Source organism: Hahella sp. CCB-MM4, from assembly GCF_002260525.1.
GTDB lineage: Bacteria > Pseudomonadota > Gammaproteobacteria > Pseudomonadales > Oleiphilaceae > Hahella.
This window is the reverse complement of the sequence record NZ_MRYI01000011.1, coordinates 94,207-116,678: the sequence shown is the minus strand read 5'-3', so window position 1 is coordinate 116,678 and position 22,472 is coordinate 94,207. Positions and strand designations below refer to the sequence as shown.

General features: G+C 51.0%; 20 protein-coding genes. 16 read left to right on the top strand and 4 right to left on the bottom strand.

What is annotated here, in order from left to right; genetic code table 11:
• Nucleotides 1-98: 98 nt before the first annotated feature.
• From BTA51_RS18255 to BTA51_RS18185, 15 genes are all read left to right on the top strand, one after another.
• On the top strand, nt 99-1,355 hold the full coding sequence (locus BTA51_RS18255) for a glutamate-5-semialdehyde dehydrogenase (RefSeq protein WP_094709856.1): 1,257 nt from the start codon (nt 99-101) through the stop codon (nt 1,353-1,355).
• Between the two features lie 81 nt (nt 1,356-1,436).
• Nucleotides 1,437-2,090: a nicotinate-nucleotide adenylyltransferase gene (gene nadD / locus BTA51_RS18250; protein WP_094709854.1), complete on the top strand. Its 654-nt coding sequence runs from the start codon at nt 1,437-1,439 to the stop codon at nt 2,088-2,090.
• A 41-nt stretch (nt 2,091-2,131) separates the two neighbouring features.
• Nucleotides 2,132-2,488, top strand: a complete 357-nt coding sequence (gene rsfS / locus BTA51_RS18245; RefSeq protein WP_094709852.1) for a ribosome silencing factor — start codon at nt 2,132-2,134, stop codon at nt 2,486-2,488.
• An 11-nt stretch (nt 2,489-2,499) separates the two neighbouring features.
• Nucleotides 2,500-2,970 carry a 23S rRNA (pseudouridine(1915)-N(3))-methyltransferase RlmH gene (gene rlmH, locus BTA51_RS18240; protein WP_094709850.1) on the top strand — a complete coding sequence of 157 codons (471 nt, stop codon included), beginning with the start codon at nt 2,500-2,502 and terminating at the stop codon, nt 2,968-2,970.
• A 183-nt stretch (nt 2,971-3,153) separates the two neighbouring features.
• Nucleotides 3,154-5,007 (top strand): penicillin-binding protein 2, encoded by a 1,854-nt coding sequence (mrdA, locus tag BTA51_RS18235; protein WP_094709848.1) that lies wholly within the window; start codon nt 3,154-3,156, stop codon nt 5,005-5,007.
• Nucleotides 5,008-5,061: 54 nt separating this feature from the next.
• Nucleotides 5,062-6,213 carry a rod shape-determining protein RodA gene (gene rodA, locus BTA51_RS18230; protein WP_094709846.1) on the top strand — a complete coding sequence of 384 codons (1,152 nt, stop codon included), beginning with the start codon at nt 5,062-5,064 and terminating at the stop codon, nt 6,211-6,213.
• A gap of 49 nt (nt 6,214-6,262) precedes the next feature.
• Nucleotides 6,263-7,291: a lytic murein transglycosylase B gene (mltB, locus tag BTA51_RS18225; protein WP_094709844.1), complete on the top strand. Its 1,029-nt coding sequence runs from the start codon at nt 6,263-6,265 to the stop codon at nt 7,289-7,291.
• A gap of 74 nt (nt 7,292-7,365) precedes the next feature.
• Nucleotides 7,366-8,181 (top strand): septal ring lytic transglycosylase RlpA family protein, encoded by an 816-nt coding sequence (locus BTA51_RS18220; protein ID WP_094710012.1) that lies wholly within the window; start codon nt 7,366-7,368, stop codon nt 8,179-8,181.
• A 222-nt stretch (nt 8,182-8,403) separates the two neighbouring features.
• Nucleotides 8,404-9,564 carry a D-alanyl-D-alanine carboxypeptidase family protein gene (locus tag BTA51_RS18215; protein ID WP_168188213.1) on the top strand — a complete coding sequence of 387 codons (1,161 nt, stop codon included), beginning with the start codon at nt 8,404-8,406 and terminating at the stop codon, nt 9,562-9,564.
• A gap of 268 nt (nt 9,565-9,832) precedes the next feature.
• A complete protein-coding gene (locus BTA51_RS18210; RefSeq protein WP_094709840.1) occupies nt 9,833-10,096 on the top strand; it encodes a YbeD family protein in 264 nt (87 codons plus the stop codon).
• Nucleotides 10,097-10,116: 20 nt separating this feature from the next.
• Entirely contained in the window at nt 10,117-10,791 is a 675-nt protein-coding gene (gene lipB, locus BTA51_RS18205) for a lipoyl(octanoyl) transferase LipB (protein ID WP_094709838.1), read from the top strand.
• Nucleotides 10,784-11,782: a lipoyl synthase gene (gene lipA / locus BTA51_RS18200; protein WP_094709836.1), complete on the top strand. Its 999-nt coding sequence runs from the start codon at nt 10,784-10,786 to the stop codon at nt 11,780-11,782. Before lipB ends, lipA begins: the two co-directional genes overlap by 8 nt.
• Before the next feature lie 211 nt (nt 11,783-11,993).
• Nucleotides 11,994-13,394, top strand: a complete 1,401-nt coding sequence (locus BTA51_RS18195; protein ID WP_094709834.1) for an AarF/ABC1/UbiB kinase family protein — start codon at nt 11,994-11,996, stop codon at nt 13,392-13,394.
• A 45-nt stretch (nt 13,395-13,439) separates the two neighbouring features.
• Nucleotides 13,440-13,790, top strand: coding sequence for a GFA family protein (locus BTA51_RS18190; RefSeq protein ID WP_094709832.1), 351 nt, complete (start codon nt 13,440-13,442; stop codon nt 13,788-13,790).
• Nucleotides 13,791-14,102: 312 nt separating this feature from the next.
• On the top strand, nt 14,103-14,459 hold the full coding sequence (locus BTA51_RS18185; protein ID WP_094709831.1) for a YceK/YidQ family lipoprotein: 357 nt from the start codon (nt 14,103-14,105) through the stop codon (nt 14,457-14,459).
• Between the two features lie 114 nt (nt 14,460-14,573).
• Here the strand turns inward: BTA51_RS18185 and BTA51_RS18180 are convergent, their stop codons facing one another.
• The 3 genes from BTA51_RS18180 to nirB form a co-directional block, all read right to left on the bottom strand.
• Nucleotides 14,574-17,252, bottom strand: a complete 2,679-nt coding sequence (locus tag BTA51_RS18180; protein WP_094709829.1) for a nitrate reductase — start codon at nt 17,250-17,252, stop codon at nt 14,574-14,576.
• 151 nt (nt 17,253-17,403) lie between these two features.
• On the bottom strand, nt 17,404-17,733 hold the full coding sequence (gene nirD, locus BTA51_RS18175; protein WP_094709828.1) for a nitrite reductase small subunit NirD: 330 nt from the start codon (nt 17,731-17,733) through the stop codon (nt 17,404-17,406).
• Between the two features lie 188 nt (nt 17,734-17,921).
• Nucleotides 17,922-20,372 (bottom strand): nitrite reductase large subunit NirB, encoded by a 2,451-nt coding sequence (gene nirB / locus BTA51_RS18170; RefSeq protein ID WP_094709826.1) that lies wholly within the window; start codon nt 20,370-20,372, stop codon nt 17,922-17,924.
• A gap of 455 nt (nt 20,373-20,827) precedes the next feature.
• On the opposite strand from nirB, the gene BTA51_RS18165 reads away from it, so the two are divergent.
• Nucleotides 20,828-22,300, top strand: a complete 1,473-nt coding sequence (locus BTA51_RS18165) for a NarK family nitrate/nitrite MFS transporter (RefSeq protein WP_094709824.1) — start codon at nt 20,828-20,830, stop codon at nt 22,298-22,300.
• Here the strand turns inward: BTA51_RS18165 and BTA51_RS30230 are convergent, their stop codons facing one another.
• A complete protein-coding gene (locus tag BTA51_RS30230) occupies nt 22,301-22,453 on the bottom strand; it encodes a hypothetical protein (protein WP_168188212.1) in 153 nt (50 codons plus the stop codon).
• Nucleotides 22,454-22,472 lie beyond the last annotated feature (19 nt).

Below are 22,472 nucleotides of genomic sequence, written 5' to 3'. Positions count from 1 at the left end.
TCCCAATCAAACGTTTCTGGGTGAGTCCCAGATAACGTATAATATGCCGTTTATAGCAAATTACGAAACACTGACGCAAAGCAGAGGGCTTTGAATTCATGGATATCGAAGCGTATATGCGCGAAGTCGGGCAACAGGCCCGTGTCGCATCGCGACAAATTGCCAAAGCATCCACCGGCGCTAAGAATGCTGCACTCCTGGCGATTGCAGAGGAAATTCAGGCAAGCCGGGAAATGCTCATGGCTGAAAACCAAAAAGATTTGGATGCCGGTCGTAGCAACGGTCTGGAGCCAGCTCTGCTGGATCGCCTGGAACTGACGCCGGCACGCATCGATACCATGATAGAAGGCCTGAAGCAGGTGGCTGCATTACCGGACCCGGTAGGTGAAATTACTGGCCTGAACTACCGCCCAAGTGGGATTCAGGTAGGAAAAATGCGTGTTCCTCTGGGAGTTGTCGGCATTATTTATGAGAGTCGCCCCAATGTGACCGTGGAAGCGGCCAGTCTGTGCCTGAAGTCCGGCAATTCCACCATCCTTCGTGGAGGCAGTGAGGCGATTCATTCCAATCAGGCGGTTGCTGCTTGTATTGCGAGAGGGCTTGAGTCCGCCGGTTTGCCTGAATCTGTCGTGCAGGTTGTAAAAACCACTGACCGTGCAGCAGTGGGGCATCTGATTACCATGCCTGAGTTTGTGGATGTGATCGTACCCCGTGGCGGAAAGGGACTGATTGAACGTATCAGCAATGAGGCCAAGGTTCCTGTGATCAAACACCTGGATGGTATCTGCCATGTGTTTATTGATCGCGATGCAGATCTTGAAAAAGCCGTCAGAGTGGCAGTGAATGCCAAAACCCACCGTTATGGTACGTGCAACACCATGGAAACTCTTCTGGTTGACGCTCCGGTGGCATCAACTGTTCTGCCTTTGCTGGCTGAGCAATACCGTGAAAAAGGTGTGGAACTTCGGGGTTGCGAACGTACACGTGAAATTCTGGATGATGTCGTTCCGGCAACCGAGGAAGACTGGCACACAGAGTATCTGGCACCTGTTCTGGCGATTAGAATTGTGGACGATATTGATGCCGCGATTGAACATATCAATACTTACAGTTCCCAGCACACCGATGCGATCATTACCGAGAACTATACAAAGAGCCGTCAGTTTGTCACAGAAGTTGATTCCAGCTCTGTAATGGTAAATGCTTCCACGAGATTTGCGGATGGATTTGAGTATGGCCTGGGAGCCGAAATCGGCATTTCAACCGATAAGATTCATGCTCGTGGACCTGTTGGATTGGAAGGACTGACTTCACAGAAATATGTGGTGTACGGTGAAGGGCATATCCGCCAGTAAGCTGTTTTTATTCGCCATGATGATTTCAATCGATGCCAGCTCAATGCATACCTGTTCAATGGATAGAAGGGTGATCCACTAGTGCCATCTCCCCTGGTGGTGCTGGGTGGCACCTTTGATCCTGTTCATCACGCACATCTGCGTACAGCTCTGGAAATTCAGCAGTTGTTGGGGCGCGACACAGAGGTGCAGTTGTTGCCCTGTGGCGATCCCCGTCATCGTGCGGCTCCCCATGCTTCAGCCCGGCATCGTCTGGAAATGCTCCGATTGGCTGTTTCCTTTGAGCCCGGTCTGGTCGTGAGCGACCGGGAAGTAAACCGTACTGGCGCTACCTACACTGTGGATACCCTGATAGAACTGCGGGAAGAGGAAGGGCCCGAACGGCCGATCATTTTTGTGATGGGCGGTGATGCTTTTCTGTCCTTGCCGAAATGGCATCGATGGGTGGAAATTATTCAACTAGCCCATATAATGGTTATTAACAGGCCGAATTGGTCAAATAATGGACAGGGTGAATTGAGCGAACTATTGCGAAGGCATACCGCAACTAACCTGAATGAACTTACCGAACTCCCAAGTGGGCGCATAGCTGAATGTGCGCTGACTCAACTGGACATATCCAGTACACAGGTCCGAGCCTTGATTAAGGACGGCCAATCTCCCCGATTTTTAATCCCCGATTTGGTGCTGGACTATATACGTTCACACCATCTGTATGGCAGCACTGATGCTTGATCGGCTGTCGACAACCCAACCACCCCCCTCTATGAGGCACTATGGAGACTGATACTCTGAAAGATATCGTCATTAAAGCTTTGGAAGATCTCAAAGCAAAAGACATTTCGGTTCTTGATGTTAAAGACCGAACCAGCGTCACTGACTACATGATTATTGCCAGTGGTACCTCTAACCGTCATGTGAAGTCTATTGCCGACAATCTGGTGACAGAAGTCAAAGCCAGTGGTGTTCGTCCTCTCGGATCTGAAGGCGGCGCTGCATCGGATTGGATTCTGGTGGATCTCGGCGATATCGTGGTGCACGTTATGTTACCTGCGGCCCGCGAATTCTATGACCTCGAGCGTTTCTGGCGGGATGCTCCCGTTGAGGAAAGCCTGACCGGCCAGATGCACTAGATCCCGCAGCCATGCGAATCCGCATACTGGCTGTGGGCAGTAAAATGCCCCGCTGGGTAGAGGACGGCAGTAGTGAGTATCTTAAAAGGATGCCCAGAGACATGCCGCTCTCAATCCAGGAGATTGCTATGGCCAAGCGTCAGAAAAACTCAGACCCTGAGAAGCTCAAGTCGGCTGAGGGTGAGAGCATCCTGGCGCAGCTATCCTCTGCTGACCATGTTGTCGCCCTGGAGGTCAAAGGTAAGCCGTGGACGACCCTTGAGTTGTCTCGGCAGCTTGATCGCTGGCGCATGTCAGGCAAGGATGTCGCCTTACTGGTGGGAGGGCCGGACGGCCTGAGTGAGGCCTGCCGCCAGCGGGCTGACCAGCAATGGTCGTTGTCTCCTTTGACATTGCCACACCCATTGGTGAGGGTCATTCTCGCTGAGCAGATATATCGGGCCTGGAGTGTTATACAGGGACATCCTTATCACCGTGAATAGGATGATGATCCGAGCCTGTAGAAAGCTTAATGATTAGGCAATGTGAGATACCTGAAAATTTGTCTACCATGCTTGCCGGTTCTGGCGGAAAATAAATGATTACAGTCGAGTTTCCTCATATTATTTGCCGGACCACTCATTATGTCGTATCAATTTCTATACGGTTAATATCAAGCTGATCCCATGGCCTCCAGAGAATTTAAGGATCACTATCGCGAGCAGCGAATATTCTTCAACCGGACCATCGTCGCGGGACTGGTTGTATTGCTGATGCTGCTGTCGCTGGCGGCTAGATATTATTACCTGCAAGTTGTTCAGCATGACGTCTTCAGCACATTATCTGATCGTAATAGGATGCAGTTGCAGCCGATTACACCTACCCGCGGATTGATATATGACCGCAACGGGGTGTTGCTGGCTGATAATCAGCCAACCTTTTCCCTGACGATTGTCAGGGAGCGGGTGAAGGATATGGAAGAGACGCTGGCCTTCCTGTCAGATCTGATTGAAATTGCACCCGAAGACATCGAGTCCTTTGAAAAGCGTCTGCATCAGCGCCGCCGTCCATATGAATCCGTCACACTGAAGACCAGACTGAATGAAGATGAGATCGCCAAGGTGGCGGTCAATCGTCATCTGCTTGCGGGGGTTGAAGTTGAAGCGGACCTGATTCGTTATTATCCCCAGGGAGAGGACTTTGCCCATATGCTCGGTTATGTCGGGCGTATCAGCGAACAGGAGCTGAAAAAAGTTGATCCCGCCAATTACAGCGGCACTCAGTATTACGGAAAACTGGGGGTTGAAGGCCACTACGAAGAGCTGCTGCATGGACAGGCCGGCTTCCAGACAGTGGAAACCGATGTGCGGGGAAGAGTGCTTCGGGTTCTTGAAAAAGTTGCCCCGACACCGGGAGCAGATATTTCGCTGAATATTGATACTGAGTTACAAAAGGTGGCGGTGAAAGCCCTCGACGGGCGTAAAGGTGCTGTGGTTGCGATAGATCCCAAGACCGGTGGCATTCTGGCTTTGGTCAGCACACCGAGCTTTGATCCCAACCTGTTTGTGACAGGTATTGATTCCAAAACCTATAAAGAATTGCAGAATTCGCCGGCTATCCCGCTGTTCAATAGAGCGCTGCGCGGTCAGTATCCTCCCGGTTCCACGATTAAACCATTTGTGGGTGTGGCTGGTCTGGATACGGAAAAAGTGAATACAGGGACCACAGTTTGGGATCCAGGTTACTACCAGTTGAAAGGTGACGAGCGCAAATATCGCGACTGGAAGAGGCAGGGACACGGCTGGGTGGATCTTAAGGCGGCCATTGCTCAATCCTGTGATGTATTTTTCTATGATCTGGGCTATCGCATGGGGGTCGATTCCATGCAGCAGTACCTCGCTCAGTTCGGTTTCGGTCAACTGACGGCCTACGATATTGATAATGCACGTGACGGCATTCTGCCCTCCAGAGAATGGAAGCGTGGAGTCAAAGGGCTTCCATGGTTTCCCGGTGATTCAATCAATATGTCCATCGGTCAGGGTTATATGCTGACAACCCCTCTGCAGCTGGCGACAGGTATGGCAGTATTGGCTAATCGAGGACACTGGGTTGCTCCCCGCCTGATTAAAACCATTAACGAAGTGGAAGTGACCGACGTGCCTTCCCCCCCGGACATGCAACTCCACCAGGAATGGTATTGGGATTATGTTATTAAAGCGATGGAAGAGGTCATGCACGGTCGGCATGGAACGGCCCGCGGCAGCGGGCGTGGTGCCGAGTATCGTATGGCCGGGAAAACCGGTACCGCTCAGGTTATCGGCATCAAACAGGGAGAACGATATGATGCTGACGCCATTGCTGAAGAGTATCGTGACCATGGTTTGTTCATTGGTTTTGCGCCGGTCAATAATCCCAAGATAGCCCTGGCGGTGGTGGTTGAAAACGGTGGTGGTGGCAGTAGTGCTGCGGCCCCTGTTGCCAGGAAAGTATTTGATGCCTATCTGGTAGGCGAATCCACTAAACTTCAGGCGGCCAAATAGCCCCTCCTGATGAATGATGAGTACCGGTTGATGGCAAAGGTGAGTGTTTAATCGATGGCAAATGGTGATTTTCTCCGACAACTGCCAGGTGCAGAAAGCCACTTCAGCCGCCGGCCCGGATTGTCGGATATCATTCATATTGATCTGCCGCTACTCGGTTTGCTTTTACTGTTGATCGGGTCCGGACTATTTGTTCTCTATAGCGGCAGCGGGCAGAACCTGGCGGACGTTAAAAAGCAGGGAATTCATTTCATTGTGGCGTTGACACTTATGGCCACAGTGGCGCAGGTGGACCCCGCTGTCTTGAGGCGGTGGGCGCCGTGGGTGTTTATGCTGGGCTTGATCGGTCTGGTTGCTGTTCTACTGGCAGGTGCTGATGCCAAGGGTGCGCAACGCTGGCTGAAGATTCCCGGTGTCGGGGTTCGTATTCAGCCGTCTGAGTTCATGAAAATAGCCGTACCCATGATGGTGTCCTGGTACCTGGCTGACCGGACTCTCCCCCCGAGCTTCAAGCACATTGTGGGGACTTTGATCATCGTGGCGATACCTGCCGCGCTGATTATCATTCAGCCGGACCTTGGAACCTCTATTTTGATCGCTGCGTCGGGTATTTTCGTCCTGCTTTTCGCCGGGCTCGGGCTTCGCTGGATTGTCGGATTCCTGGGGGCGGTGGCTGCGCTGGCTCCTATCATGTGGTTCTTCGGTATGAAGGAATATCAGAAGCAACGTGTTCTGACGATGCTGGATCCGGAGCAGGATCCTCTTGGAGCCGGGTGGAACATCATCCAATCCAAAACCGCCATCGGCTCCGGCGGGCTGGAAGGTAAAGGCTGGCTGAGTGGTACTCAGTCCCAATTGGACTTTCTGCCGGAAAGCCATACGGATTTTATTATCGCGGTCTTTGCCGAGGAATTTGGGTTCATCGGTGTCACTGTTCTGCTGACCTTGTACCTTTTGATCATTCTCCGGGGATTGCAAATCGCCATGAACGGGCAGGATACGTTCTCCCGCCTGTTGGCAGGTTCACTGACGATGACCTTTTTTGTTTATGTCTTCGTGAATATGGGGATGGTGAGCGGTATTCTCCCTGTTGTGGGGGTGCCTCTTCCTTTGGTCAGTTACGGCGGAACATCAGTATTGACCCTGATGGTATCCTTCGGGGTTCTGATGTCTATTCAAACACATAAGAAAATGCTGCCACGCTAGCCGCTGTAGGCTATCGAAATCGCAGTTGTTGCAGGAAAAGAATAAATTAATGAAACGAGTGAAGTGGTTGATCCCCGTGTGCTTTACGCTTTTAGGTGCCGGGGTGCAGGCCAGTGACGATCTGACCTACGATCAGCGTGAAGAGACGTTGCAGTTTATTGATGAAATGGTGGCAAAACACCAGTTCGATAAAGCAGAGCTGTCGCTGCTGTTCTCAAAAGCCGAAAAGAAGCAAAAAATCATTGAAGCCATCAGTCACCCGGCTGAGCGGGTGCTGGAATGGAAGGACTACCGAAAAATATTCCTTACCGATTCCCGAATTGCCGGCGGTGTGGAGTTTTACCGCACGCATCAGAAAGCGCTGCAGGCTGCAGAAGAAAGGTTTGGTGTACCGGCAGAAATTATCACGGCCGTTATCGGTGTCGAGACTCTGTATGGGGAGCATAAAGGTCGTTACAGGGTCGTGGATGCCCTGTCGACGCTGGCCTTTGACTATCCCCCCAGAGGCAAATTCTTTCGCAGTGAACTGGAGCAGTTCCTGCTGTTAGCCAGAGAGCAGGGTTTTGATCCTCTGTCATTAAATGGCTCATATGCGGGGGCGATGGGGTTCGGACAGTTTATTTCCAGCAGCTATCGTCGGTTTGCTATTGATTTCGATGGTGACAATAAAGCTGACCTTCTGGAGAGTCGCCAGGATGCGATCGGTAGTATCGCCAATTACCTGGCAAAGCATGGATGGACGCGGGGCACGGATATTGTCGTCCGCGCTCAAGTCGAAGAATCTAATGACGCTATCAAACTTCCCAAGACGCTCAAGCTGAACTCTGACGTTGGACTCATCAGAAAAAGTGGTGTGTCGTTTCAAAGCTCAGCGCAGGAGCGCGACAAAGCCCGTTTGTTGAAGTTGGAAGGGGCTAAGGGAAGAGAGTATTGGGTTGCCTTGAACAATTTTTATTCGATCACCCGCTATAATCATAGTGACTTGTATGCAATGGCCGTCTATCAGCTTGGTCAGGCCATCAGGCAGGCGGTAGAAGTGGAAAGCCCTCCGGCGGAAGAAGCTGAGGTAAGTTCGTGACGTTGATATTTGATGAATTGAAATCTGATAAAAAAGTATATTGCTTGCCAGTATGGGCGCTGTTGGTGGCTTTCATGTTGGTATTGTCTGGCTGCGGCAGTTCACCCTCTCGTTATCATTTGTCGCAGGATCGTGGGCCGGAAGATTCCACATTTAACCCCAGCTCGGTATCTGAGCCCAAGCCACGGGCAGAACCTAAAAGTCGGGGCGGAAATAAGTCTCCCTATCAGGTCTGGGGTAAAACGTATCATGTCATGGATAATGCGGACGGGTATGTGGCTGAGGGGGTCGCCTCCTGGTACGGCAAGAAATTTCATGGATATAAAACCTCCAATGGCGAAACCTATGACATGTATGGCTATTCTGCTGCCCACCGCAGTTTGCCGTTACCGACCTATGCGCGAATCACCAATCTGGAAAACGGTGCTCAGGTTATCGTCCGCGTGAACGATCGGGGGCCGTTTCATAGTGACAGAATCATAGATTTGTCATACGCCGCGGCCAAAAAACTGGGGTATGTCAACAAAGGTACGGCGCGGGTCCGCATAGAAGCTTACCCGTTTGCTGGCACTCCCACGATTGCCGATCAAATAGATTCCACGATGCCGTCCTCAACAGGTCAAACTCCGGTTGGTGCGGAGGGATTTTTCCTTCAGGTGGGGGCCTTCAGCAACGAAGTTACGGCCATCCGAACCTTGAATCGAGTGAGTGCTCTGTTGGATGCTCCGGTATTCGTGAGCCGGGGAGGGGCCGATACTCCGGTGTACCGGGTACGGGTAGGGCCCTTTGCTGATGAGAGAGACGCGAAACGATTCCTTGATATTCTGCAACGAGCGGCTTATCCGGATGCACTGATGATCAAACGGCCACTTTCCGAGGCCAACAGCTGAGATTTTGGGGAGAGGGTACACCTCTCTTTCATATTTTTGACGTATTACGCCATGCTAACGACGGCTGGCTTTGAGGCATTACGCCATGGTAATGATGGCTGGAGGTGAATTCGTAGTCACTTTCCGATACTATTCCTCGAACCACTAACCAGTTGAACATCGACAGGTTAATCACAGTCGTTATTCATCCCTAATTAAAAATCAAAGAGTCCAGAGTTTCCCATGTCGCAACCAAGGATGAAATTCTTTCTTGCCTTCGTTTTCAGCCTATTTACATGCCAGGTATTTGCCGAACAGCCGGCAATGATTCCTGCTCCGCCCCAGATCGCGGGTTCATCATATATATTGATGGACGCTGAGAGTGGCGCCATTATTGTGGAGCATAATGCCCACGAACAATTGCCTCCGGCCAGCCTGACCAAAATGATGACTTCCTATATCCTTGATTATGAAGTCAGCAAAGGGAACGTTGGATTTAAGGACGAGGTTCCGATCAGCGTTAATGCCTGGAAAACCGGCGGATCAAAAATGTTTGTCCGCGAAGGCACGACAGTTCCTCTGAAAGAGTTATTGAAGGGGATCGTTATTCAGTCGGGTAATGATGCCAGTGTCGCGGTCGCCGAATACCTGGCTGGCAGCGAAGATGCCTTTGCATCGATCATGAATCAGCATGCTGCGCGTTTGGGGATGAAAAACTCAAACTTCATGAATGCTACAGGGCTGCCACATGAGAATCATTTCTCGTCTGCCTACGATCTGGCGCTATTGGCTAATGCCATCATTAATGATTTTCCCGAGCAGTATCCTATCTATTCGGAAAAATACTTTACCTACAACAACATTCGTCAGCCTAACCGCAATTTGCTTTTATGGCGCGACAAGAGTGTAGACGGCTTGAAAACCGGTCATACCAATGAAGCCGGATACTGCCTTGTGTCGTCTGCGGTGCGCGATGGTATGCGCCTGATCAGTGTCGTCATGGGAACCAAGAGCGAAGAGGCCCGTGCCAGGGAAACCCTGAAGTTGCTCAACTATGGGTTCCGCTACTATGAGACTCATAAGCTATACGCTGCCGGTGAGAAGCTTATGGACAGCAAGCTTTGGGCAGGTGAGGCGGATGAGTTGCCGCTGGGGCTGGCCAAAAATATCGTGGTCACCATTCCCCGCGGGCAAAAAGGCGCTCTTGAAGCCTCTGTAGATGTGGATAAAGTGATTAAGGCACCCGTCCAGACCGGTGATGAACTGGGTCAGTTGAAGGTCAAACTTGGCGATACTTTACTGGTGGATGAGCCTGTGGTCGCTTTGCAGTCTGTTGAGGAAGCCGGTTTCTTCAAACGTATCTGGCACGCCATTGTCCTGTTTTTCCTGGGATTATTTGAGTAATCCGCAGCTATCCGGGTCCGCAGGTCGGACCCGGTATCTCCCTCGATTTGCCATACTTATGGCTTAATTTACAGTGTAAATTAGCTACTGAAGCCATCAGCGGTTAAAATAAGCCCTACCTGACAGACCCTCGTACTAATTTTGGGTCTAATTCCCAGACTGCATAACGTCGCGTAACGTGCGATTGTTATTCCTGTGACTGCTTGTGATGGATGGCAGTGACGGCTGGAAGTATCGAATCACTTGAAAATATCAAATAGGTTGCGCAGTGTCCGAAACGCCTAAAATCGAGTTCCCTTGTGACTATCCCCTTAAAGTCATTGGTCATGCCGAAACTGACTTCAAAGAAGTGGTTGCCGGTATCGTCAAGGAACACTATCCGGCGTTCATCGAGTCCTCCATCGAGGTGATAGACAGCCGCAATGGCCGGTTTGCCTCACTGAGGTTTACCATCGTGGCGGAGAGTGAAGATCATGTTAAGAACTTGTTTGTGGCCCTGAAGGCCCATAAATATGTGCAAATGGTTCTTTAACGCTCTGATCAGGATGAATCATGTCTGAAATCGAAATAGCCCCTCCACAGGATGTGATCGTCCGGCAGTTCGGCGTGATGCCGTATGAGCCGGTATGGAAGGCCATGCAGGCGTTTACCCAGGACCGGGATGATGACACGCTGGATGAGATCTGGTTGTTGCAACATGAACGGGTATTTACTCAGGGGCAGGCAGGCAAAGCAGAACATGTTCTGATGCCTGGGGATATTCCTGTGGTCAAAGTGGATCGTGGTGGTCAGGTCACATATCACGGACCGGGCCAACTAATGGCGTATTTACTGTTGCGTTTACCAAGGCTGAAAATAGGCGTCCGTGAGCTGGTTACTGCCATTGAGGAAACTACGGTTGAAACTTTGGCGGGCTACGGAATTAAAGCCTACCCCAAACCTGACGCACCAGGTGTGTACGTGGATGAAGCCAAAATTGCTTCTCTGGGATTGCGGATACGCCGTGGGTCCTCCTTTCATGGTCTGGCGTTGAACATCAATATGGACCTGGAACCTTTCCTGCGCATTAATCCCTGCGGATACGCCGGATTGCAAATGACACAGGTGTCAGATTTAAACCCGGCGGCAACTCTGCCGGATGTGGCGGCCCGTTGGCTTGAAATAATGAGTATGCGGCTGGGCTACCGGAATATTATTGAAAAAAGAGGTTTACCCGAATATGAGTGATGCCATGACTGACGGTTCACTGCCAAAGGCGTCAAAAGCGCCGGTTAAGAGGGTGGAACAGGGCGTTAAGCTGAGGGGCCATGATAAGGTGGCTCGCAACCCTGTAAAAATCATTGCAACTGATACCATGCCCCGCAAACCGGAGTGGATTCGGGTTCGTCTTTCCAGCTCACCTGCTGTGGAAGATATCAAGAAAAAACTGCGCAAGCTAAACCTGCATTCTGTCTGTGAAGAGGCTGCATGCCCCAACCTGAGTGAATGTTTCAGTCATGGTACTGCCACCTTTATGATCATGGGTGACATCTGTACCCGTCGTTGTCCTTTCTGCGATGTTGCTCACGGCCGCCCAAATCCTCTGGATGAGAATGAGCCGACTCATTTGGCTCAGGCAATAGGTGAGATGGGGCTGAAATATGTGGTCGTTACCTCTGTGGACCGGGACGATCTGCGCGATGGCGGGGCGGCTCATTTTGCCAAGTGCATCAGCGAATCACGTAAATACAGCCCAGAGCTGAAAATTGAAGTTCTGGTCCCGGATTTTCGTGGACGCATGGATGTTGCACTGGAGATTCTCAAGGATACTCCGCCGGATGTGTTCAACCACAATCTGGAAACGGTTCCCCGTCTTTATAAGAAAGCCCGGCCTGGAGCAGATTACGAGTGGTCCTTGTTGCTGTTGAAGCGATTCAAGGAATTCGCGCCTGACGTTCCAACCAAATCCGGCCTGATGCTCGGTCTTGGCGAGGAGATAGAAGAAGTGAAGCAGGTGATGCGTGATCTGCGTGATCATAATGTCGACATGCTGACCCTTGGGCAGTACCTCGCGCCTTCCAAGGATCACATTCCTGTGGACCGTTTTGTCACCCCTGATGAGTTCAAGGAATTGGCAGATTACGGGTACGAGATAGGGTTCAAGCAAGTGGCCAGTGGACCTTTGGTCCGTTCTTCCTATCATGCTGACAAACAGGCGGCGGGAGAAATCGTTAACTAGGTCTAACTGGATCACTTTGAGGCCGGTAATGTGCCTGCATTACCGGTCTAATTCCCTTATAATCTCTCCTCTGAATTTCTCCGATTTCTCGGAAATTAAGACTCCTTCTGAATCTTCAGGCTAAACAGCTCCATTGTTCTTTGTCAGCAGGTAACTGCGCAGAAGTTCTTCAGGAAGTCCACACTCACTGACTAACCTCAACGACCAATACATGGCAGACAAACCCAAACATCGCTCAGTTCAGCGTATTAAAACCGGAAGTTTCGAGCGCCGTCTTAGCCTGACTCGTGCCGGCGTCATGGCGGGCTCACGTTTAGCCGGCAATATGGCCGCCAACCTGTTTTCATCCAAAGACAAGAAAGAGCAGCGTAAGCGAGATGCGCTCTCCAGGCAGGCACATTACCTGGTGGAGGAGCTTGGACATCTGAAGGGAAGTGTGGTGAAAATTGGTCAGGTGATGGCCTTGTATGGTGAGCACTTCCTTCCCGTTGAAGTCACTGAGGCTCTACATACCCTTGAGGATAGAACGACGGCCTTGGAATGGCCGGTCATGAGGCAGGTGCTGGTGCGGGAGCTGGGAGAATCTCACCTTGCCGAGCTGGACATCGATCATGAACCCCTTGGGGCTGCATCACTGGGACAGGTACACAAAGCCGTACGTAAATCCGACGGCAGAGTCCTATGCATGAAGATTCAATATCCCGGGGTCGCGGATGCGATTGACAGTGATATCAATGCGGTAGCCACACTGTTAAAAATGGCCCGTATGGTCTCACTGGGCCGGGATTTCGATGATTGGTTGGATGAAGTCCGGACAATGATGCACCGGGAAGTGGATTACCAGCTTGAGCTTGAGACTACCCGTCGTTTTGGCGAAATGCTGAAAGGTGACGATCGCTACGTAGTGCCCGAAGTTTTTCCTGAATATTCTACCGGCCACGTGATTACCACTTCTTATGAAGAGGGTGTTGGCGTAGGTGATGCTACGGTCGTTGCTCTACCGTTGGAACGGCGCAATCATCTAGCCAAGGCTGCCTTGGAGCTATTCCTGCGTGAGCTGTTTGTCTGGAGTGAACTGCAGACAGATCCCAATTTTGGGAATTACCGAATTCGATTGGGCGAGGACAAGGACCGGATTGTGCTTCTGGATTTTGGTGCCGTTCAGAAATACCCACCGGAATTCATTGAGCCAGTCTGCCAGATGATCAAAGCTTCCTATGAGCAGGATCTTGATTCCGTGATTGAGGGGGCTATCCGGCTCAGGTTTATGCGCAGGGAGTGGCCGGATTATGTTCTGAAGGAGTTTGGTGAAGTCTGTATGGCGGTGCTGGAGCCATTGGGGCCGGAGAGCTTGCATGTCCCTTCCAACTCGCTGAATGACAAAGCGGAGTATTGCTGGAAGCGCAGTGACCTACCCACCCGGATTGCAAAACGTGCCACCAGATCGGCGATTAGTCGCTATTTCCAGATCCCACCCAAAGAATTTGTGTTTCTGAACCGTAAATTGGTGGGTGTATATACCTTTCTTTCGGTCCTCGATGCCGAGTTTAACGGCAGAGAAATATTGACTCAGTATTTGTATCCTGATGACAATGGTTCGGCTAAGCAGTAACAGCTGTGAACTTCACCGTTAAACCATTGAGTAGGAACTCCGGATATGCGCTATACAGGAAGCTGCCATTGCGGCGCCGTCAAATTCGAATTTGAGAGTGAAACAATCGAGAAGGGGCTGCGTTGCAACTGTTCAATCTGTCGTCGGAAAGGGGCTGTCATGTCGGCCTTTGTGATGCCGCCGGAGCAATTGAAAATTTCAGCGGATGATAATGCGTTAGCCAAGTATGAATTTGGAAGCTGTATCGCCAAACATTATTACTGTAACCATTGCGGCATTTATACCTTTCATCAAACCTTTCGGAAGCCGGGACATTACAGGGTTAACCTGGGTTGCCTGGAAGAATTGGATTCGACGGCTTTGCCTTTTGAAGTTTTTGATGGGGCTTCGTTATAAATTTAGGCTTCTTTGCTGATTGTCTGAATAGCAGCAGGCCTGCTTGAATGTCGGCCTGCACTCCCTGGTTCTCTTTCACCAGTCTGAAATAATTTTCTTTTACCTTCTCATTTGACACTCTAGATTCTGCGGTGAATTACCCGGTCTATGATGTTCCTCACGCTATTGCTGCCTGTTATGGGGTAGTCTTTGTTTCCAGTCCCGGTATTGATGCCGGGCTGCACGATGAAAGAACAAGAAAAAAGAACTAGAAAATTACGTACAAAAAAGATAACGAACTAAAAAAAACTAACGATTAAAAAGCCTTTGTTTATGTTGTTAATCCGATTGACCGCCACTATCGGTTTGCTGTCTATTCTCGCGCTCCAGACGGGCTGCGGGACCATTAATACATTAGGAAAACCTGAACACGTTGCTGCAAAAAACCTGAAGGAAGAGGGGTCATACTGTACCAGTCTGCCGCGGGTATACAGTGGTGTCAGTTATGATCTGTGTCGGATGTATGGTCGTCCTGCACCGGTTCATGCCTGGCAGGGAACCGAAGGTGCCGCTACTCTGTGGTTGGTAGACTTGGTCGTTTCAGGTGTTCTGGATACGCTGGCCCTGCCTTATACCATGTATGACCAGTCAAAATATGGGGATATTGAGCTACGTTCAGGTACTCAGTAATCTGCACTTATCTGCCAATTACCGCTTATGAAAAAGAGGAGCCGTATAGGCTCCTTTGTCGAGGAGTGAGTCGTTGCTGATAAATGCTCCTCAAAATCGTTTAAAGGGTTAATCCTATTGCGCATCCAGTAAAGCCTGGAGCTCTGGGATACAAGAGCCGCAGTTGGTGCCCGCATTCAGGCATTTTCCGATTGCTTCGACAGAATTGAGCTGTTGCTGCTGAATCGTGTTGCGTATGGTGTTTTCACCCACGCCAAAGCAGGCGCAGACTGTCTTACCAGTGTTCGCTGCTTGATTCATCGGAATACCCGCCAGCAGACTCAAGCGATCCTTGTCAGTCAGGTTTTCTGCGTCAAACATGCTGGCCAGCCAGGACCGTTCAGGTAACTGACTGTCGGGTGCAATAAACAGGCAGCCGGTGAGCTTCCCGTCAACAAAGGCCGCTGCACGATATTTACCTGCGGAAGGGTCAGAATATTCTTGCCACTCCTCATGAGGGACGCCCGACAACAAAAGCTTCCGACTCCAATGGCTGAAGTTTTCTATGGCGGCATCACCCGCCAGTTCATAACGATAGAACTGACGTCCGCGAATCTTCACCCAGTAAGCAATGCCTTCCACTTCTAATGGCTTGCGGGAAAATACAAAGCCATGCCAATTGGCAGCAAAGGCTTCGGCCTTAACCGGCGTATGCTTGCTTTCAGGTTGTCCGGAAAACGGATCAGTAACGGGGTTGATTAGCGGCCCCATACGCCCGGCGCTAGATAGCTGACCGGTCCAGTGCATGGGAACGAAGAGTTGTCCCGGTTGCTGTGTGTCAGTAATCTGTGCCCGGGCCAGCATCTTGCCGTAACTGGAACTGATTCTGATCAGGCTGTCCTGCTCCACATTGATGGCAGCAGCATCATCAGGATGAATTTCGCAGAACGGTTCAGCAATGTGTTGATTGAGTTGTGGTGCCAGTCCCGTTCGGGTCATAGTGTGCCACTGATCCCTGATGCGACCGGTATTGAGGCTTAGTGGATATTCCTCGGATAGCTCCCCCTTTGGCAGACTGGGGATGATGGGCAGCAGTCTGGCCTTGCGATTGGAGGTAAAATACTGGCCGTCAGCAAATAGGCGTGAGGTTCCTGTGGTTTCCTGTTTATACAAAGGCCATTGGAAAGGTTGCAGCTGATCATATTGCTGCGGGCTGATATCACTTAGTGCGGCAATGTTGAAGTCACGTAGCCTGTCATCCGGGGAGTTTTCAAACCCGGAGAGAGCGGCATGTTCGATAAAGATTTCATGGCTGGATTGAAAGTTAAAACCCTCTTTATATCCCATTCTCCGGCCCACTTCACAAAGTGCCCACCAGTCGGGACGGGCTTCACCCATTGGTGGAAGCAGGGCACGCTGACGGGAGATCCGTCTCTCAGAGTTGGTGACCGTTCCGTCTTTCTCTCCCCAGCCAAGGGCGGGGAGTAGAATATTGGCATACTCTGCCGTGTCAGTGTGGTGTATGCAGTCGGAAACGATCACCGTTGCGCAGCGGGACAAAGCCTGCGCCACGCGATTGGCATTGGGCAGGCTCACGGCTGGATTGGTCCCCATGATCCAGACCGCCTTTATGCGGCCTTCTGCCACGGCTTCAAATAAATCTACCGCTTTTAAACCGGCTTTCTGTGCGATGTTCGGAGCATTCCAGAAGCGACTGACACGTTCAATGTCTTCTGGCTCGAAGTCCATGTGCGCAGCCAATTGATTTGCCAGCCCTCCAACCTCCCGGCCACCCATGGCATTGGGTTGTCCCGTCAGGGAAAACGGGCCCATGCCTGGCTTTCCGATACGTCCGGTGGCCAGATGACAGTTGATGATTGCGTTGACTTTGTCTGAACCACTGCTTGATTGGTTAATGCCTTGTGAATACACGGAGACAGACTTTTCCGTGCGGCGGAACCAGTCGAATAACGTGGCCACTTCTGCTTCTTTCAAGCCACATTTCAATGCAACTGTCACAATGTCGCCGGCTGTCTCATTGGCTGCCTTGATCGCAGAGCCGAAGCCTTCTGTGTGTCGTTCCAGATATTCGTAATCGATGGATCCCAGTCGACTGAGATACGAGAGTAGTCCGTTAAACAGGAAGGCATCGGTTCCCGGCTTAACCGGCAGATACAAGTCGGCAATTTCGCAGGTGGCTGTCCGGCGGGGGTCGATCACCACCACTTTCATTTCCGGACGCAGTTTTTTGGCCGCTTTGATGCGCTGGAATACGATCGGGTGACACCAGGCAGTATTTGACCCTGTCAAAATGACCAGATCTGCCTGTTCAAGGTCTTCATAATTGCCGGGAACGGTGTCAGTACCAAAAGCACGTTTGTGGCCGACAACGGAGGAGGACATGCAAAGCCGGGAGTTAGTGTCCACATTGGCTGTGCCGATGAACCCTTTCATCAGCTTGTTGGCAACGTAGTAGTCTTCGGTTAACAGTTGTCCGGACAGATAGAATGCAACGGCGTCGGGGCCGTGTTCGTCGATCACAGCCATGAAGCGCTGTGCCACTTGGTCCAGGGCTGATTCCCAGGAAACCTGTTGGCCATCGACCAGAGGGTGAAGAAGCCGGTTCTCTGCTCCCAGGGTTTCAGCCAGCGCAGTTCCTTTGGAACAAAGCCTTCCGAAGTTAGCCGGGTGATCAGACTGGCCTTTAATTTTTACCTGGCGAGTATCGACATCCACCACTTCCGCCGTGATTCCGCAGCCTACTCCACAGTAAGCGCAGGTGGTGTGAATGTTGGAGGCACATTGAGCTGACATGATGTATCCGATTATTTACATATCTCACTTACGATATCAGAGCCTGCCTGACACTTTGCTTAGACGTCTTGTGTAAAACGCCTGAGGAAAGGGGAAGTGATGCGGCTGGGGCGGGGACCGCAACCGCACCACTTCCGGCGGGGGAACTGATTCAACCGGTTTTGCGTTCCTGCTCCAAAGAGAGGTAAACACGGTTGTTTTCCAATTTTACCGGGTAAGCCGGTGTGCAGCCGCTGTCGAAGCCCTGTGCTTCGCCGTCCAGCAGGCTGATAACCCAGTTGTGCAAGGGGCAGGTGACGCGTTCGCCGTGTACGATGCCTTGTGATAGCGCACCGCCTTTGTGAGGGCATTTGTCCCTGAGTGCAAACACCTTGTCCTCTTTGGTGCGGAATATGGCGATATCGCCATGGACAGACTCGACAACCCGCGAGCCCAGTCTGGGGATATCCTCCAGTTGCCCAATATCAATCCACTGTGTCATAACCAATACTCTTGACAGGGCCGGCTGAAACAGCCGGCCGTTGATATACCTGCGGTAGTGACTGCCAGGTACACTCCGCGTTTTCTTCAGCTCGTGGCTTATGCCTTGTTATATCCTGAATACTTTTTTCACCGGGGTTTTTGCCCCGGGTATTCCGTTCAGGTCGGAATATTCTGCTCAGACCCGGATTAACCGACTTGGGTCAATGGAATAAATTCCTGTTTTTCCACTTCGTGGCTGGCTCTCTCAGCCCATGGATCCACCTGGGCGTATTTTTGGGATTCGAGAAAGCGTGCATGGAAGGCTTTGCGCTGTTCGGGGTTTTCAACAATTTCCGATTTGATATAACTCAGTCCGACACGCTCCACCCACGGAGCGCTTCTTTCGTTATGTCTGCCTTGTTCCCGGTACATCTGCATGAAGGCGCCTGCATACTCCAGGACTTCCTCTTCGGTGGTGACTTTGCAGAGATAATCGCAGGCGCGGACTTTAATGCCGCCGTTTCCTGCCACATACAGCTCCCAGCCTGAGTCTACTGCCACGACACCAAAATCCTTGATGGTGGCCTCAGCACAGTTTCGAGGACAACCTGAAACCGCCATTTTGACTTTGGCCGGTGTCCAGGAGCCCCAGGTCATTTTTTCCAGTTTGATACCCATTCCCGTGGAATCCTGGGTTCCGAAGCGGCAATACTCGGAACCGACACAGGTCTTAACGGTTCTCAGGGCTTTTCCGTAGGCGTGTCCGGAAACCATGCCGGCATTATTCAGATCTTTCCAGATATGCGGCAGGTCCTCTTTCTTGACGCCCAGCAGGTCGATACGTTGGCCGCCGGTCACCTTGACGCAGGGAACGTGGTATTTGTCCGCGGCATCAGCAATGGCTCTCAGCTCGCTTGGGGTGGTAACACCGCCCCACATACGGGGGATGACACTGTAAGTGTTGTCTTTCTGGATATTGGCATGAACCCTTTCATTGATGAAACGGGAACGGGGGTCATCGACTTTCTCGGTCGGCCATGCGCATACCAGGTAGTAGTTGATCGCAGGGCGGCAGACATGGCAGCCGTCACCGGAATCCCATTCAAGAAATGCTGCCACTTCATGGAATGATTTCAGGCCATTCTCGGTAATGGAGGCCCGTACACTATCGTGACTGTACTTGGTGCAGGCGCACATGGGTTTTTCGCTGGGGCTCTCGCTGTAGTTGCCGCCCACAGTCGCCGTCAGGATTTGTTCGACCAGACCTGAACAGGAACCACAGGACGCAGAAGCCTTGGTGGCAGAGCGCACGTCATCCAGGGTGAAGAGTTTGTTCTCGGTGATGGCTTTGACGATGTCACCTTTGCAGATGCCGTTACAGCCACAGACTTCCGCATCGTCCGGCATGTCCACAATGGCGTTTTGACCTTGATGGCCGGCATCTCCGACAAAGTGCTGGCCGAAGATCAGTGCGTCCCGGAAGTCGGCAACACTGGTTTTTTCCCGCATCAAGTTGAAATACCAGGAGCCTTCAACCGTATCACCGTAAAGAACCGAACCAATGATTCGGTCGTCTTTCAGCACCAGCTTCTTATAGATTCCACGGCTCGGGTCCTGGAACACAATTTGTTCGCTGTCGTTGTCACCGAGGAAGTTTCCGGCAGAAAACAGGTCAATGCCGGTCACTTTAAGCTTGGTGGACACATCTTTCTGTTTATAGATGCCGATGCCGAAGCCTGCCAGATGGTTGGCACAGACTTTAGCTTGATCCCAGATCGGTGCAACCAGACCGAATAGTTCTCCGCGGTGCTGAACGCATTCACCAACAGCGTAGATGCAAGGGTCATATGTCTGCAGGGTATCGTTGACCACAATACCGCGTTCGCAGTACAGGCCAATGGTTTGTGCGAGCTCTGTATTTGGGCGAATACCGGCAGCCATAACCACGATATCGGCCGGCAGGGTCTCCCCAGTATCGAACTTGATGCTCTTTACCTGTCCGTGTTCATCGCCCTCCAGGCAGGAAGTGTTGGCTGACATACGGAACTTCATGCCCCGTTCTTCCAGTGCCTTCTGCAGATATTGAGCGGAAACAGTATCCAGCTGGCGGTTCATCAGAACCTCCAGGTTATGGACTACGGTCACATCCATCCCCTGTTTCAACAGGCCGTTGGCCGCTTCAAGGCCCAGAAGACCACCACCGATGACGATTGCGTGTTGCTTGCTTTTGGCGGCACTGAGCATGGTGTCTACGTCAGAGATATCCCGAAACGCGATCACTCCACCGAGGTCTTTACCGGGGACGGGAATAATAAAGGGGTTCGAGCCGGTAGCCAGAAGCAATCTGTCATATACCGCTTCGGTGCCGTCGGCTGCGTATACCACTTTGCTGCGACGATCCACTTTCACGACACGCTTTTCATAACCGGCATGCAAGGTGATGTTGTTAGTGGAATACCATTCGAGGTCATTGATCATGATGTCGTTGAGGCTTTTTTCTCCAGAGAGGAGGGGAGACAGCATGATCCGGTTGTAATTGCCATGGGGTTCTGAACCAAACACGGTAATGTCGTATTTGTCGGATGCTATCTTTAACAGCTCTTCGACAGTCCTCATACCTGCCATGCCATTTCCGACAACCACCAGCTTCTGTTTCATGATCTTCTCCACATATAAATAGCAGGATCTATAGTCTCTGCGTTAAATGTTCTGTAGCCCGAGTAATCTGTAATTTCTCTGGTTAAAGCACGATTGGTGCCATTTCATTTTAGTCTTCTGTAACACGATGATATAAAAAGAAAAAATATATTTTTGCGCTGTCATGGTGCGCGATTTACGGATATTGGAGAGATGAAAATTTCAATTTATGAACCATTCGAGTGCGACAATTTGTTCGGTTGCACCAAAATCATGATCAAAATGGTGCGTACGACGAAAAAGGGAGTGCACCTAAATGGTGCATTGTGTGACTGTGAGATTATGGATGTATGCGTAAACATTTGAATTTATAAATAAAATGTCTTTATTTGTAATCTGTTGCTAACGAATTTCATGGGGTTGGCATGCCTTTTGTACTACGCATCTGCATAACCAATGAGCAGATGAGGCTTTAAATGTCATCAGAAAAACTAAATGTTCTCGATTTTGGCCAGGCCAGGATTCGTACCCTGCACTACACCTGGTTCGCATTCTTTCTTACTTTCGTCATGTGGTTTTCCCATGCCCCGATGAAACCTTTCATTATGGAAGCCTTTAATATGACGAATGAGCAGTGGAAAGCGCTGCTTATCCTGAACGTGGCTCTGACCATTCCTGCCCGAATCGTCATTGGTATGCTGGTGGATAAATTCGGTCCCAGGGCCGTATACAGCTTGCTGTTATTGGCTTCCTCATTTCTATGTTGGGGCTTTGCGTTCGCCACCAGTTTCGAGCAACTGGCGCTTTTCCGCTTCCTTTGCGGATTTATCGGAGCCGGCTTTGTTATCGGCATTCGCCTAGTGGGGGAATGGTTCCCGGCCAAAACTGTCGGTGTAGCCGAAGGCGTGTATGGCGGTTGGGGTAATTTCGGCTCCTCGGCTGCCGCCTGGACTCTCCCGGCAGTGGCTGCCTATATCTATGGAGGAGAAGAAGGCTGGCGCTATGCTATTGCGACAACCGGCGTAGTGGCTTTTGTTTATGGGATTATCTTTTACCGTAAGGTGCGCAATACCCCCAAGGGATCAACCTATTTCAAACCGAAGAAGAGTGGCGGTCTGGAGGTCAGCTCCTGGAAAGATTTCTGGTTTTATATCGCCATGAACCTGCCAATGTATCTGGCATTGGCCGTGCTAACCTGGAAGTTGTCTCCATCAGGTGTCGGCCTGCTGTCTGCGACTACCGCTCTGTTGTTATGGATTGGTTTGGTGTTGCTCTTTGTGGTGCAGTTTAGTCAGATCTACAAGGTCAATAAGGACCATCTGAAGGAAGGGGTGCCGGAGATGCAACGCTATAAATTCAAGCAGGTGGCGATTCTGGATTGGGCTTACTTTGTGACCTTTGGGTCTGAGCTGGCGGTAGTGTCCATGTTGCCTGCCTTCTTTATGGAGACCTTTGATCTTACTCCGGTGAAAGCTGGTCTTCTTGGCGGGGCATTTGCTTTGATGAATCTGGTGGCTCGTCCTGGTGGAGGGCTGATTTCTGATCGCTTTGGCCGCCGTAAAACACTCTCCATACTGATCTGCGGGCTTGCGCTGGGATACCTTGTGTTGAGTCAGATTGACAGTTCCTGGGCACTTCTTGGTGCGGTATTGGCTGTCATGGGGTGTTCTTTCTTTGTTCAGGCCGGTGAAGGGGCAGTATTTGCGATGGTTCCCCTGATCCAGCGTCGTATGACCGGGCAAATTGCTGGCATGGCAGGAGCCTACGGGAACGTTGGAGCTGTAACCTTTCTGACGGTATTTTCCTTTGTTGATGCCTCAACCTTCTTCATGACCATTGCCGGTGCGGCAGGTCTGTGTTTCATCGCGGTACAATTTCTTGAAGAGCCGCAGGGACATATGGTGGAAGTGGCCGAGGATGGCAGTGTTCAGTTAATTGAGGTTAGCTGATCAGTACCCGGCTGATGAATCTGCACATGGAAGTGCTGCATTCAACTCAGTCCATGGAACACAAAGCTTTTCATCATAGTGACCTTCGGCCACCATGTAGTAGGAGTCGGGATGCATGTGCGTCAGCAAACTAGCATCGTTGCAATGGCTCATTCAATCAGATCCAGATTAT